Origin of the sequence: Thauera aromatica K172, from assembly GCF_003030465.1 — a bacterium.
GTDB lineage: Bacteria > Pseudomonadota > Gammaproteobacteria > Burkholderiales > Rhodocyclaceae > Thauera > Thauera aromatica.
On sequence record NZ_CP028339.1, the window covers coordinates 712,778 to 726,714 of the forward strand.

Annotated in this window: 16 protein-coding genes; all 16 read right to left on the reverse strand. The window is 66.8% G+C overall.

All coding sequences use genetic code 11. The features are described 5' to 3' along the window. Positions 1-2,910 (reverse strand): conjugative transfer ATPase, encoded by a 2,910-nt coding sequence (locus Tharo_RS03490; protein WP_012205988.1) that lies wholly within the window; start codon positions 2,908-2,910, stop codon positions 1-3. Then, on the reverse strand, positions 2,910-3,359 hold the full coding sequence (locus Tharo_RS03495) for a TIGR03751 family conjugal transfer lipoprotein (RefSeq protein ID WP_012205987.1): 450 nt from the start codon (positions 3,357-3,359) through the stop codon (positions 2,910-2,912). Before Tharo_RS03495 ends, Tharo_RS03490 begins: the two co-directional genes overlap by 1 nt. After that, positions 3,340-4,749 carry a TIGR03752 family integrating conjugative element protein gene (locus tag Tharo_RS03500; RefSeq protein ID WP_012205986.1) on the reverse strand — a complete coding sequence of 470 codons (1,410 nt, stop codon included), beginning with the start codon at positions 4,747-4,749 and terminating at the stop codon, positions 3,340-3,342. The genes Tharo_RS03495 and Tharo_RS03500 overlap by 20 nt, the downstream gene beginning before the upstream one ends. Then, on the reverse strand, positions 4,739-5,677 hold the full coding sequence (locus tag Tharo_RS03505; protein WP_014596094.1) for a TIGR03749 family integrating conjugative element protein: 939 nt from the start codon (positions 5,675-5,677) through the stop codon (positions 4,739-4,741). Before Tharo_RS03505 ends, Tharo_RS03500 begins: the two co-directional genes overlap by 11 nt. Next, complete coding sequence (locus Tharo_RS03510) at positions 5,674-6,366, reverse strand: PFL_4703 family integrating conjugative element protein (RefSeq protein ID WP_012205984.1); 693 nt, start codon at positions 6,364-6,366, stop codon at positions 5,674-5,676. Before Tharo_RS03510 ends, Tharo_RS03505 begins: the two co-directional genes overlap by 4 nt. Further along, complete coding sequence (locus tag Tharo_RS03515; protein WP_012205983.1) at positions 6,363-6,773, reverse strand: TIGR03750 family conjugal transfer protein; 411 nt, start codon at positions 6,771-6,773, stop codon at positions 6,363-6,365. The genes Tharo_RS03510 and Tharo_RS03515 overlap by 4 nt, the downstream gene beginning before the upstream one ends. A gap of 13 nt (positions 6,774-6,786) precedes the next feature. Continuing rightward, the gene (locus tag Tharo_RS03520; protein ID WP_012205982.1) at positions 6,787-7,146 is read right to left on the reverse strand and encodes a TIGR03745 family integrating conjugative element membrane protein; all 360 of its coding nucleotides are present in this window, start codon (positions 7,144-7,146) and stop codon (positions 6,787-6,789) included. A 16-nt stretch (positions 7,147-7,162) separates the two neighbouring features. Then, positions 7,163-7,396 carry a TIGR03758 family integrating conjugative element protein gene (locus Tharo_RS03525; protein ID WP_012205981.1) on the reverse strand — a complete coding sequence of 78 codons (234 nt, stop codon included), beginning with the start codon at positions 7,394-7,396 and terminating at the stop codon, positions 7,163-7,165. After that, positions 7,393-7,776: an integrative conjugative element protein, RAQPRD family gene (locus Tharo_RS03530; protein ID WP_012251136.1), complete on the reverse strand. Its 384-nt coding sequence runs from the start codon at positions 7,774-7,776 to the stop codon at positions 7,393-7,395. Before Tharo_RS03530 ends, Tharo_RS03525 begins: the two co-directional genes overlap by 4 nt. 98 nt (positions 7,777-7,874) lie before the next feature. Next, on the reverse strand, positions 7,875-8,636 hold the full coding sequence (locus Tharo_RS03535; protein WP_012205979.1) for a TIGR03747 family integrating conjugative element membrane protein: 762 nt from the start codon (positions 8,634-8,636) through the stop codon (positions 7,875-7,877). After that, entirely contained in the window at positions 8,633-10,816 is a 2,184-nt protein-coding gene (gene traD / locus Tharo_RS03540) for a type IV conjugative transfer system coupling protein TraD (RefSeq protein ID WP_012205978.1), read from the reverse strand. Before traD ends, Tharo_RS03535 begins: the two co-directional genes overlap by 4 nt. Positions 10,817-10,820: 4 nt before the next feature. Beyond that, a complete protein-coding gene (locus tag Tharo_RS03545) occupies positions 10,821-11,354 on the reverse strand; it encodes an integrating conjugative element protein (protein ID WP_425444949.1) in 534 nt (177 codons plus the stop codon). Between the two features lie 11 nt (positions 11,355-11,365). Then, positions 11,366-11,971, reverse strand: coding sequence for a transglycosylase SLT domain-containing protein (locus Tharo_RS03550; RefSeq protein WP_012205976.1), 606 nt, complete (start codon positions 11,969-11,971; stop codon positions 11,366-11,368). Continuing rightward, positions 11,953-12,690, reverse strand: a complete 738-nt coding sequence (locus Tharo_RS03555) for a TIGR03759 family integrating conjugative element protein (protein WP_012205975.1) — start codon at positions 12,688-12,690, stop codon at positions 11,953-11,955. The genes Tharo_RS03550 and Tharo_RS03555 overlap by 19 nt, the downstream gene beginning before the upstream one ends. A gap of 14 nt (positions 12,691-12,704) precedes the next feature. Continuing rightward, a complete protein-coding gene (locus Tharo_RS03560) occupies positions 12,705-13,346 on the reverse strand; it encodes a hypothetical protein (RefSeq protein WP_012205974.1) in 642 nt (213 codons plus the stop codon). Then, complete coding sequence (gene pilL2 / locus Tharo_RS03565) at positions 13,343-13,921, reverse strand: PFGI-1 class ICE element type IV pilus protein PilL2 (protein ID WP_012205973.1); 579 nt, start codon at positions 13,919-13,921, stop codon at positions 13,343-13,345. Before pilL2 ends, Tharo_RS03560 begins: the two co-directional genes overlap by 4 nt. Positions 13,922-13,937: the final 16 nt, after the last annotated feature.

The window sequence follows — 13,937 nt, forward strand, 5'->3', positions numbered from 1 at the left end:
CTATTGCGGCAGGCCCAAGGCCGGCGACTCGATGCCGCGCGCCTGGTCGATCTTCTCGGCCACCTTGAAGGCCGCGTCGAGTTCACTGATGCCGTGCTGTTGCATGAGTTGGTAACGCTCGGCTTTCTCCTCGGGTTCGGTCTGCGCAAGCGCGAGATAGAGGCTCGGTGGCACGGCCCGAAACAGCACTTCCAGGCTCTTGGAGAGGATGACGCCCTCGGTGAACTTCCCGGCTTCCTTGCGCGCCGAAAGCATCAGCGCCTTCTGCGCAGGCGAGAGTTCGCGGAAGCGGGCGATCTTCTCCACCTCATCGGGTGGCATCGACAGGCAGATCCACCACTCGATCATGTTGAGCATGGGCTCTGCGGCGCGCGGCAGATCGTCGATGTTTTGTGTGGCGAGCCAGAACCAGGCCCCCAGCTTGCGCCACATCTTGGTGATCTTCACCACGTAGGGGGCGAGCAGCGGGTTCTTGGTGATGATGTGCCCTTCGTCGGTGACGTTGATGATCGGGCGGCCCAGGTACTGATCGCGCTCGGCAATGTTGTTCACCGTGCTGATCAGGCTTATGTAGGCAATGGAGAGCTGCGCGTTGTAGCCCTCGCGGGCATAGGTCGCCAGATCGACCAGGGTGATGTCGGCCTCGGGCCACGGCGAACCGTCGCGGTCGAACATTTCACCGTCCGTGCCTTGGCAGAACATGTCCATGGCGTCGGCCATCTCCAGCAGTCGCACACGCCGCATTTCCGGCAGCGTCGGGTCCTGGCTGCGCGTGCGCAGCGCATTGCGCACATCGCGCGTGAGCACGGTGCGCTTCTCGCCATCCTTGCTGTGGCAGTGTTCTGCGGCATCGAGGATGCACTGACGGATCAGCGAGCGGTCGGCCCGCGTCATCCGGGCTTCTTCCTTGTCTTCGCCACCGGTGATCATCAGCCTCGCGGTGATCTCCAATTCGCCCAGTACGTCGCGCTGCTCATCTGCCTCCATGGCCACAGCATCGGGCGGCAGGTCTTCGTCCAGGGCATCGGCGTCGAGCGTCTGCACGTCGCTGGGCGTCTCGATCAGCCGGCGCGCATCCGCGAACGGCGCCAGGGTAACGCCCGAGCCCGGCGCGAGCTTGACCCGGTTCACGGTCAGGCCCAGGCGCCGGGCAAAGTCGCTGAACAAGCCAAAGCTGTTGCCGGCCTCGACAATGAACAGGCGGGGTCGGTAGATCGCCGTGACCTGATTCAAGAGGTTGTTGAGGGTCGCCGACTTGCCCGAACCCGTCGGGCCGAACAGGAACAGGTGGGCGTTCATCTGCCGGTCCAGGCGGTTGAGCGGGTCGAAGGTGATCGGCCCGCCGCCGCGGTTGAACATCGTGATGCCGGGGTGCCCCGTACCCTGGGCGCGGCCCCACACCGGCGAGAGGTTCGCCGCGTGCTGGGCGAACATCAGTTGGGTGTACCACTTGCGCCGATCCTGGCCGGGGTTGTAGCAGCACGGCAGCCAGCGCAGGTAGCTGTTGAGCGGTGCCACCTCGTCGTCCTCGCGCACCGGCTGCAGGCCAGCGTTGAGCATGACGTTCGCCAGATCCAGGCCGCGTCGGTCCAGTTCCGCCTCATCGCGCCCGCGCAGGTAGAACGCCAGCGTGCCGCGATAGAGCTTGTGCGCGCTGCCGATCAGGGAACGGGCTTCATGCACGTCCTTGAGCGTCTGCTCCGACGCCAGGGTTTCGCCGACCGCTTTCTTGGCCAGGTGGTTCAAGTCCGCCTCAAGGACATCCTGCGGCGTGGCGACCATCGTCAGGCAAAGGGTGGTGTCCTCGGGCATCTGGTCGAACAGCGTGTTGATGGCATCGCCTTTGCGTGTCTCGCCGGTCAGGTGCCCTGTGCCCGGCGGCATGCGCAGGCGGTCGGTGATCAGCACGCGGTGCGGCAGGCCGTCGAAATGCCAGGTGCCCTGCGCCACGTCGGAGCGCGGCTGGCCGAAGAACAGCCGCTGGCTGAAATCCCGCCCGCTCGCCAATTCGATCTCGCCGTCTTCGCCGGCCTCCGTACTGTCGGGGTAGCGCGCCAGCGCATAGAAGCGCTCCCTGTCTTCGGCCCCAGGCCCAAGCAACGTGGGACGCGGGTTGAACCAGCGCAGCAGCCAGTCGTGAACATCCGCAGCCACCATGCGCCGGGCCTGAATGCCGGCGTTCGCCAGTCCGCCGCACAGGCGGTCGCAAACGATATTGAGCATCTGCTCGGGCGTCTGCCCGCGGCGGCTGTTTTGCCCTTGGCCGGTCACGCGGCGATAGACCACCATGCGCACACGCCGGGTCTGGCCGCGCCAGCGCAGCCGTGTGACCACCGTGTCCTCGAACAGACCGCCCGGCTTGGCCACCGCGCGCAGGTGATGGCCGAAGAAGCGCAGGTAGAACTCGGTGAACGCCGTCTCACGGGCGCGCGGCTGCACATAGTCGCGCAGGGTCTGCATGTACTGGTCGAAACTGGGCTCGTCCTGAGCGTAGAGCTGCAGCACCCAGGGGTTCTCATCCAGTTCATCGAAACTGTCCTGCAGCGCGTTTTCCAAGGCATCGCGGGCCTGCGCGAGCCAGCCAGGTTCCCGGCCTTCGGTGCCCAGCGGCACCAGCTCGTAGAACGCCGCCACCGATTGCCCGTCCTCCAGCAACATGGCTTTCGACTGCGCCAGGAACTCCACCCAGGGCAGCAGTTCCACGAACGACGGCGCGACCTCGTACAGCGCCTGCTCGTCTGCCAGGGTCGCCGGCCTGCGGCCTTGCACCGCCGTGCCGGGTTCGGGGATGCCGGCCTGGCGCAGTGCCTCGACGTGGCGTTGCCAGCCGTCCGGCTGCTCGTCGTCGTCAGCATCGGATGCGGCCAGCTTCGGCGCGGTCGGCTTCGGTCTGGGGATTTTCCAGCGCATCAGTAATCCTCCACGCGCTCGCCTGGCATGGCGTACTGCACGCGCTGGTACAGCGGGAACACGGTCGTATAGCCCGGAATCGGCACTGGGTCGGTGCCCGCCAAATGCGGATACACGTACATCACGAGATCGGGGTTGGGCAGGCGCTGGAACTGGCGGTAGACCTCGTTGCGCGCCGTGCGCGTGTAGCGCATCTGCTCGGCAGGCGCGGCCTGCACGTCCATCTCGGTCAGCGGCCTGCGCAGGCTCTGGCGCGCATCGAGCAACTGCCTGCGCGCTACCTGGCCGGCACCACCGCCGCCGTCGCCGGCGTTCTGCTGCCAGATGTTCATCATCGTGCTGTCTCCGTGGGTCAGCAGCTTTTCCTTGCTGGTGGCGCAGCCACCGAGCAGCGCGACGGCCAAGGCCAGCGCCAGGCCCTGAGCCCAGCTATTCAAGTTCGAGGGCATGGCTTTCTCCTGCGCGGTGATCGACCTTGCGGCCTTCGGGATCGAAGTCGATGGCGAGCGGCTTTTCGAGGTGGACGGCGACCTTGGCACCGGGCTGCACATAAACGGCAGCGAAGGCCTGGCCGTAGAGCTTGTTGACCCAGCTCGACATGTCCTGGACGCCGCTGGCGAGAATCCGGCCCACGGCTTCCTGGCCGCTGATGCCCACGCTGCCGATGGAGCCGTCGGCGCCGACATAGGACGCCCTGCCACTGTCGGATTCGATCAGCGAGGCCACGCCAGCCCCAGCCGCCGTGATCAGCGCCTGGGTGCCGAGGTACTGCTGCGCATTGCTGCGCCGCTCGCCGCTGACACAGGGAATGCCGTGCGGGTCGCTGATCCAGCCCAGGCCGTCGCGTTGTTGGTTGTTCTGCTGGTTGCCCTCACGATCCTCGGGGATGGTGCGGATGGTCCCGTCATGGAACACGAAGGTGATGCTGCGCACCTGGCCGCGCACGCAGGAGAGCGTCCAGTCGCCCGATGCGGTGCCGGAGAACACGGCCCCGGCCACATCGGGAATGTCGATGCCGTTCGCGGTCAAATTGTCAGGCCCGACCAAGACCTTGAAGGGGTATGGATCGTTCACCGTGCCGTCGATCGGCACGCGGCCAATCAGCGCCGTCATCGCCACCGACCCCATCAGCGTCGAGTTGGTCGGCACGGTATAGACGGGCGTCGGGCTCTTGACGCCTGCCGCGCGTGCGCCCGCGTTCGCCACGGTTTGCGCTGTGGTTTCCAGCGTGCTCTGTGCGGAACCGAAGCTGGTGGGGAAGCTTATGCCGCCATTCGACCTGCCACGCCCGTCGCTTTGTTTCGCGTCATCCGGCTCCACCCAGCGCATACCGCCTTCCATGCCGGCCTCGTCGCCGTCACGCAGGCCCAGCCCCACCGGCAAATCGGCATGGCCGCCGCCACGCCCGCCGATGCTGTCCAGGCGCTGCTGCAGGTCAGCGAGCAGCCCCTCGGTCTGCTGGCGCGCGCTGGCCGCCTGCTGTTGGTCGCGGCGCAGGTTGGAGCGCTCGGATTCGAGGGCGGAACTGATGCGTTGGTCGATGGCGTTCTCGCGCTGGCGCAGTCGCTGGTTCTCCTCACGCTGCGACCTGTTGTCGGACAGCGCGGTCTGAAGCTCGGTGCGCAACTGCTTCACCTGGGCAACCAGCGTCGCCACGGTGTCGCGCGGGGTGTCACCCTCGATGCCCAGCGCCTTCATTTCTTCCGGCGTAAGCCTGCCGCCGCCATCCGCGACAGGCGGTGCCGACGCACCGCCACCGGAAAACAGCCGGATGGCGACAAACAGCACCAGCAGGGCCACGGGGATCAGCAGCCACTTCAGGAGTCCGTTACTGCGCATGGCGGGCCTCCCTGTCGTCGCTGGCTGCTGCTTTGGGCTGCGGGAGATGCACAGCGGGGTCGAAGCGATGGATCGCCGGCAGCAGCGATTGCGCGAGGCCGTGCCCGCGCGTCACCAGGTACAGGACGGTGGTGTCCTCGGGGGTTCCGCGCGGGCCAAGCGCCTCGTGCTGGAAGGTGGCGGTGAGGAAATCCCCTTGCAGCACGCGCGGGTCGAGGCTGATCCAGTCGCTGCTACTGTTGGTCAGGCGCACGGCAGTGACCCACTGGTCTTCCAGGCGCCACGAGGCGAGCGCGACCGCGCGTGCCGGCAAGGTCGGCATCAGCGTGCCGAGGTCGAGGTCGCGGCGCAGGTTGACCCGCATGACGCCTGGCAAGGCTTCCACGGTGCGCAGCGGTGCGTAGAGGTTCTGCGCAGCAAAACGTGTCAGCACGACGGGGATTGGCGTTTCGCGCCGCGCCGTCCGGGTGCCCGCCTGCTCCTGAGCGCGTGCATGGGGCGCATCGGCACCGTCAGGCTGATCGCCATAGCGCGCTGTTGAGTTGTTGCCCTCGACGATTCGCACCGGTTCCAGCTCGGCTTCGCCGTCCTTGGGCGGCTCCGCCGCAATGTCGAGCAGGATCAGCGCGCCGGTGTCGGCGTCCTGCAATTGCAGCCGAGTGGGCTCGATCGGCTCGCTGGCGCGCAGGTACACCGCGCCGCCCGCGCTCTGCACGCGCAAGCGCTCACCGACGCCTGCGGGAACGCCCACGCGGACGTTTCGGTCGATGAACACGATGCGCTCCTGGCCGACCTTCAACGGCACCGCCAGCGGCATGCGCTCCCAACGCAGGATCTCCACCGCCTGGACAGCGGGGGACACGACCACTGCGGCGGCCACGGCCAGCAGCCCCAGCAGCGCGAGTACAGGATGCTTCATGGGCTTCATGGGGAATTACCTCCTTGAGGCGCTTGCGGCGTCAGGCCACCAGGCACCGGGCGCGTCGGCTCCGGTGCGCTGATGCGCTGGGGCGTGCCCTCGTAGCAGTCGATCACCAGGCCGAACGGGTTGCGTGCGGGATCGACGTCCACCCGCGCGACCTTTACGGGGTAGCGCACCAGGGCGCGTTTGACCTGCTCGGCGCCGTAGTACTCGTCGGCGCTGATGTCCAACGTCACCACCCAGTCGCGGTCGGAGATCACACGCACGCGCGCCGTGGGGTTGTCGCCATAGCTGCGACCGGGGATTTCGTAGATGCCGCGCACCCGCTGGCGCAGTTCGCCGGTGCTGCGGCGGTAGTCGTAGTCCGCCTTGAGGAATGCCTGGCAGGACGGGGTGAGGTACGGCGAGAGCGTATGGAGGTTGCGCGGGTAATCTTCTTCGCCATTCGTCGGCCAGCGGTTGAGGGTCTGGAACACGTAGAACGTGAACGCATAGACCGACTCGGGCGGCACTTCCCACCACTTGCGGGTACTGCCGGAGCGTAGGTCAGGCGGGACGTGGATGGTCAGATCGCGCGGTGCGCTCCACCAGCCGCCGCCCATGACCAGGGCGACGATGACCAGCGCACCCGCGCCGAGGCGCAGCGTCTTGATGTGCGCCTGCAGGTGGGTGATCTCGTTCTTGAAACGGCTCATCGCGCGCCCCCGTGCATGCCCCTGCGGATGGTCCAGAAGCCGGAGCGCGAGATCAGCACATGGCCGCCCACCCAAGCGGCCATCAGCGGATGGCGCGTGGCAATGCGCCACTGCAACTGCCGGTACAGCCAGGTGTCGGGACGCCCACGCTTGAGACGGCGCAGGATGCCGCCGCCGATGAAAACGCCCAGCGCCACGCCCAGGACAACGAAGGTCGGCGCGATGGCAATGGTGCGTAACACCCAGGACAGCGGCGCGCCAACCACCAGGCCGGCAGCGCCGGACAGGCCGCAGCAAATCCACAACTCATCGGCAGTGAGGCCGCGCACGACCACCGGGTGCCTGTTGAGCCGGTGTGGAAGGAACGTGACTGTCCCATCGGCACGGACATGCTGTTGCTCGGACATAGCCCGTCCTCGCTTACAGGATGCCGGTGGCTTCGGTGAGCAGCCAGATGCCGATCACGAGCAGGACGGCGCCGATGGCGACCGTGAGACCGAACTGCCCCCAAGTCTTGCGACCGGTGTGGATTTCCGCGTAGGTGCCGTAGGCGTGGTAGCACACGCCAATGAACATCGACGCCACCACCAGGAGGGCCACGAGCATGATGATGTCGTAGCCGTAGTTCCTGATTGTTTCCATGATGCCGCTGCCGGCGCCGCGGGTCGGGTTTTCCAGCTGCGGCAGACCTTGCGCAAACGACAGCGCGGGCAGCGCGGCGGCACCCAGGGCGACGGCGGCGCGTTGGACAAAACGAGTAGTGAGGATGCGGTTTGGCATGGTCAATCCCTTCAGGTCAGGAGAGGAGGAAGAACGTCATGACGAGGTACATCGCGACGAAGCGGATGCAGACGCCGAGGAACTGGCGTTGGTTGAGGCGGTTCTCGGCCCACCCCACGTAGGCCGTTCGGATGGCCCAGACGCCCCAGACGAGCAGAACCGCAAACACGATGCCGACCAGAACGGTCGCCATCGCGGACGGCGCGATACCGCTGTTGGCTTGAAATGCCGAGACCTGGGCGCCGTTCATGGTCTGCCCTGCGCAGTCGTCGGCAGCGATGGCGGGGCGGTCCGCTCGGTGCGGTACTCACCAGCCAGTTCGGAGAGGTCGCGTGGCTGGGCGCGCGACGGTGTGAGATGGGCCTGGATGCCGGCGCGCACACGCGCCAGATCAGCCAGCAGTCGTGGGTAATCGAAGTGGTAGCGCTCGCCCGGCTGGATGGGTGCGTGTGCAGCGCCATCCGCGATGGTGCGCTCCAGCGCGTCGAGCTGGCGTAGCGCGGCAACCAGCTCCTGGCGCTGTGCCGGGGATTCGGCCAAGGCAACCGGGAACTGACCCATCAGCAGGGCCGTCACGAGAAAAGTTGGCACGCCGCGATGCGCGGCGCGCAGCCAGATCGGAGCCAACATCGCGCCATTCCTGTGTGATAAGCAATGGCTTGATCGTGGCGATCAAAGGCGTATCAGGCCGCAAACAATAAGAACCTGCGGATGACCGGATTGATGGCCTAGAGGTACTTCTTGAAGCTCCCTGCAGTCAGGCTCACGGCCAGCCCCAGCAAGCCGGCGCTGGGCAGCAGGATCAGCAGCGGATGCACCGAGATCGGCAGCGCCAGGTACGTGACCCAGGGCAGCACGGCCAGCGGCATCAGGCTCGCTTTCGCTCGGTGATAGATAAAGCCGGATTCCCGGCCTGCGCCGAACCGGCGCACATCCCGCCGTACCAAACCGTCGATCAGGCCGACGAAAGCGGCCGTGAAGATCAGCGGCAGCGTGAGCGCCAGGACCAGCAGGCGCACGAGGAAAGTAAGCGTCGTGAAGGCTGCGGCGATCAGGTAGCTCTCCGTCCAGACATAGACCTGGCTGATGAAGTAGCGGAAGTTGCGCCCTCCGTCCTGGTTTTTCCCCTGGCTGGGCGCGCGGGCGCGCTCGGCGGTCTGGCTCATGCGCTCCAGGAGCCCTGATCGCACGAACACCCATTCATAACCCGTGTCCACCAGCTCGTGCGCCGTTCGCCCCGGCTCCTGCACGACCACGCTGCGCGTGAAATGCTTGGACAGGTGCCCCAGCTCGTACTGCAACATTTGCTGGGAGTGCTGCCAGCCCTGGTCTTTCCAGAACAGGTGCATGCCGATGCACTCCATCAGGATCGAGAACAGCAGCGAGCCGACCAGCACCCCGAGCAGCCGGAGCGGCAAGGTGATGGTGCCGACGATCAAGCCCTGGCGGCGGTTCTGCTCGCGCTGCGCAGTCGAGGCGGCATCGCTCATGGCGCGGCCTCTTCGCTGGCCGTGTCGCCCGTGCCGGTGGTGGGTGTGGCGATGGCCGTCTCATCGAGCAGATCGTCCGGCAAGGCCGCGTCCTGCAAGACCGGGGAGCTGGTGAACTCCCACCACTGCGTGGCCTCGCTGTAGCTCTGGCGCATGTGCCCGGCCAGTTGCTGCAAGTCCGCCGGCATCACTTCATCCGGGTCTGGCGCCGGCAACGGCATACGCACCTTCCAAAGCTGACCGCCCTGCAGCAGCGCGAAGCACTGGCCTTTGGGCAGGCCGACGATGTGCGATGGCTCGATCATCGGCACGCTGGACATGCTGATGCGGTCTTGGGTGTTTGACGTAAAGTCTGTCGCTCCACGAATATCGGAGCTGTCGGTCGCGCCGCTGACGATGGTGGTCGTATAGACCTCGACCTTCGGCAATTGCCGGGTCAGCAATTCAGCGGTAGCCGTCTCGCGCACGCGCAGCATGAACAGGTTGTTGAAGTTGCCGATCACCTGACCGGCCTTCGCGCGGTTGCCAATGCGTGCTTCGATGTCCGAGAGCGTCTGTGTGTACGCGGTGACTTGCAGGCCAGCGCCGCCGCCCTTGTTGATCAGCGGGATGAACTCGTCGCCCATCAACTCGTTGAACTCATCGGCATGGACGTTGATCGGCACGCGCGAGCCAGCCGATGCGCCCGGCAGGCCGTCGTCGATCCCGTGCTTGTAGATGTGGCCGGCGACCGAAACCAGGTCGGAGAACATGGAATTGCCGACTGCGGCGGCGACCTCGGCGTCGGACAGCGCATCGAGGCCGACATAGACCACGGCGCGCTTTCGGATGACCTGCATCCAATCGAAGATCGGGCGTGGGTCGGCCAGGTCGGAGTAGTTCGGGGCCAGAAGCTGGGCGATCTTGCCGCTGGTGAGCTTCTCCAGCAGCGGCAGCAGCGATGCGACGATCTTGTCGAAGTAGGTCTTGTCGTAGCGCACTGCCGAGCGCAGGCCGTCGAGCACCGGGTCGTAGTTGCGCGCCTGCGAGAGGTACTGCTCCAGCGCCACCACGCGCTTTTCGCGCCCGATCATGTTGCGCGGGATGTTCTTCTCGTTGAGCTTGGCCTCGATCTGGACGATGACCTCCCAGGCCTTGGGCTCGGTCTTGGCGAAGTAGTGTTGGGCGTACTCGATGAACAGCGCGTCGATGTTGATCACATGGCGCTGGATCAGCATGTAGTCCGGGCGCTGCCCCAGTTCCACCAGGGCGCGGGCGATGATGTTGACGAAGCGCCACGCAAACTCGCGAAATGCCGCGCTGTTGCCTTCCCCGGAGAGCTGCCCTGCAACACGGGTGGCCACCTCGCTGATGCGCCCAAAGCGGCCCACAGCGTTGTAGCGCGCGGAAATGTCGGGCCAGCCCAAGTGGAAGACATAGAACTCGCCCTCGCGCCCCGCGCGCTTGGCCTCGACGTACACTCGCTTCAAAAGATCGGCGTCGCCCTTGGGGTCGATGACGATGACGACCTCGTGCTCGCCGTCGGCGTTCTTGCGCCGGATGTCCTGAGTCACGAACAACTCGGCCAACCGCGTCTTGCCCACGCGCGTGGTGCCCAGCACCAGCGAATGCCCGACGCGCTCACCCAGCGGTAGGCTGACGTCCACCTCATCGGGTTCGATGCCGTGCAGGCGCGGCAGGCCGCCCACAGGCGGCAGCGGGCGCACCGGGTTGAAAGGCACATCCCAGCCCGTGAGCGCAGGTAGCCGGGACAGCGGGAATGGCGCGAACTCCAGCCGTTCCTCCAGCCTGCGCGCCAGCCGGTAGGCCGGCGTCAGCTCGACGTAGCGGCGAAATTCCGGTCTGTATGTCTGCATCAGCCGATGGGTATGTTTCTGCTCCCACAGAAATCCGCGTCCCACGAACAGACGCTGCTGGCTGACCGGCACGTCCTTGCTGGTCATCACATAGCGCGGCAAGCGGCGAATGTTGCGTCGGTAGCGCAGGATGACGCGGGCATCGCGGTAGCGGATGGCACCGTAGATGCAGAACGCCAGCGCACTGCCGACGCCCATGGCGGGGCTCAGCGCGAGCGACCACGGGGCCACCAGGGACAGAAACGCGGCGCCTGCACACGCCGCGACGGTATAGAACTCCACCGCTGGGCGCAGCAGAACCTCGACCGGCTGTTTCCCCGACATGGCTTCATTGCTCGATGCCGGTGGCTGTGATCAGCACCGGGTAATGCCGCAGACCCAGGCGCTCGGCCAGGTCGTCACCGGCCACAGGCGCAAGGGGCACGCCGGGCACCAGGGCGCGCAGCCGTGCCAGGCCCTGCATGGTCTCGACGTTAACCACCAGGCCCACCGCGCCGCGCTCGCGCAGCGAGCCCGCCTGGCGAAGCAGCCAGGCGTGGGAAGCTTCGTCGTCGCCGACGACTACGAAAGGCCGCAGGCCCGGTGCCTCGATCACGCGCCGCGCGACGGTGCCAGGCGTGAGCTTGGCACTGCGCACCGGCAACATCGCGGCCTCATCCATGGGCGTGGCGGGCACCGGGAGCATCGGGATGGGCGGCCCGGCCGGAGCATTGGCGCGCGGCTGAAGGTTCAGAGCCTCGTAGTACGGCAGCGCCGACGTGCCGCCACGGTCTTCGACGACGATCAGGGGCTCTCCGGCGCGCGAGGCCAGTGGCAGAGCCGCCAGCAGCACGAGCAGGCCCTTCAGTGTGAGATGGGTCAAATGGGATGTTTTCATGGGGTGCTCTCCTGGTGCACGGCGATGGCCGCGGCGGTTGGGTGTGTGCCCTGCACACGGGCAAGGTGGCGCGACACGCTGCGCCGGTAACGAGCCGCAGGTTCTCCGCCCGCAGGACGGTGGTAGCGACCGATCGCCGGCAACCAGTCCTCGCCCGAGGTGTGCTGCTCTTTCAGGATTTCAGCGGCGATGGCGAGGTTGCTGTATGGGTCGAGCAGGTCGCACGGGCTGGCGTAGCGCTGCTGGTGGTAGCCGAGGTTGATCTGGCCCAGGCCCGCGTCGATGCGTGTGTGCGGCGTGGCGCGCATTGCCTGCTGCAAACCAGCGCAGGCGTCGGCACGGGTGGTGAAGCGGCGCGACTGACCGGCGACGTTGAGGGACCACGGCCACGGGACGATGCGCCCGTTGCGGCGGATGCCGCTTTCCTGCAAAGCCACGGCGTAGAGCACCGTCGAGGGGATGCCCGCGCGCTGTGCGGCAAGCTGGTAAGCCGGTGGCGGAAGCTCCTGGGCATGGGCGGCGCAGGCGCACAGGCCCGCCGCGATCACCAGTGCGCGCAAGCACTGCGAAACGGAGGTGGCCGCTATGGCTGGCGCTGCCATTGACCGTTCACCTCGCGCACGACCGCAGGAAGGTCTCCGGGCAAGCTCAGCGACAGCCACCGCCCGCCATCATGGTTGAGCGTGATGCCACCGCTGCGCACGCGCGCCGGATCGACGTTCGCACGCTTGGCCCAGTCGCGGATGCGCGTGTCGTCTTGGCGGCTGCCGACCATGTACAGGTCGAACTCGGTGCCGGAGGATTGCAGGCGCTGCACGAGTTGCCCGCAGGCCGCGCAGCCGTCCTTGACGAACACGGCCGTGCGGCCTGAACCGCGCAAGGGATTGGCGCTTGTGCCGGCGCCGGGTTTTTCGTCAGGCAGGTTCACCCGCTGCATGCCGGGACTCAGGCGCTGCCAGGCCTGGTCGTAGGCACGCTGGTAGGCGAGCAGCTTCTCGATACGGCGCGCCTCGACCTGCACCTGCAGCTCTGCGTAGCGGCGCCGTTCCTCGTCGGTGCGCGCCTCGATGCCCAGGGCGGACAGTGGGTCCAGGTTGGGCGAGTAGATGCCCAACGGCCCGTCCATCAGCTCGCGATAGCGAGCCCACTCCTGCGGTTGCAGGCCCCAGTCGCCTGCCACTCGGTCGTCCAGGGAGCGAGTAACCAGCGGGCGCTCCTGGCTGTGCGCACTGCCGGCGGGAGCCGTGGCCGGCTGCTGCGCCCAGGCGGGCAACTGGGCAGACGCGAGCAGGAGCGCGGAAAGGATGATCGACGGTTTCATGTCGTGCGCTCCGCTCAAGGAATCGCCATGCGACGGGTCTGGTCGCCGGCCTGGAACACCGCAGTGTTGCCCTCGACTGCCTGCAGGCGCCACGGGCCGACGGCATCGCCGGGAAGCAGCACTTGAAGCTGGTCGGGCGTGAAGTTCCCGTTATTCGGTGTGACGGACAGGCTGCGCTGGCCGGCGCGAAGTTCGGCGCCGACGATGCGGAACGGCAGTGGCGGCGGTTCTGGTTTGGCGGTGGGCCTGCTCGGTGAGCGCGGCTGGGCGGGCGCTGCGGCACGCAGGGCGCTTGGGCGTGCCTTGATCTGCTCGACTTCCGCACGAAGCGCCTGAAGGTCTTCGGCAGCGGCATAGCCGCTCAGCGTTGTCTCGACCTGGGCGGCGCGTGCTTCCAGGCGTTCGCGGGTATCTTTGAGGTCTGCCGCTGTTGCGACGACTGGACGCTGCTGGATGGCCTCAATGGTCTCGGCCAGGCCCACAGCCTGCGCTTCGAGACGTTGCAGGCGGGAATCAAGCAGCGTCTGGTCGGCCTGGTCGTTCATGGTCTGGTAGCTCAGGGCAGCGAAAACGCTGAGGCTGATCAGCCAGAGCCACATTAGGCTCTGCAACACCACGGCGGAGATCGGGCGCCGGGGAGCCTGCGCGGTATTCATGGCTGGCCTCCCGAAACCGAAGGCATCAGCGGAAACGTCTGCACCGCCTCGGCAACAGGCGGCTCGTGTGCGTGCTCGGCGGTCGCACTGCCTCCAGGCTGCTCAAAGCAAATCTGCCGTGCCCGTTCATCCGCATGCAGTTCCCAGGCCGGGCCGGCCAGGGTGAGCAGCGCATCGCGCAAGGTCATGGGGCCAAGATGCCGGTGCGCCGCCGGCAGCGGCAGCGCATACAACTCGGTCACGGCGCTGGGCGTCTCGCAAAGCTGGTAGCCACTGCGTTTGAGCACATGCCGCAGCCCATCGCCCACCGTGGCGCGGGCATCCTCGGGCATGGACACGTCGATGGTCTGCAACAGCAAGTCACGCTGCGCCGCCGTGGGTGCCAGCTCGACCAGCGTGTAGCGGCCATAGCGCACGACGGGAATGAACTCGGGTGCCTCGGGTTCGGGAGCGGAGGAGACGCCTTCTATGGCGTCTGGCACCAGCGGCGCGGTGGTGGTCGCGCAGCCGCTGGCCAGCGCTGCGGCCAGGAGACCAGCGCCGACCAGACGCCGGGATACAGGGATTGCGGGCATGGCATCGGCTCTTCTG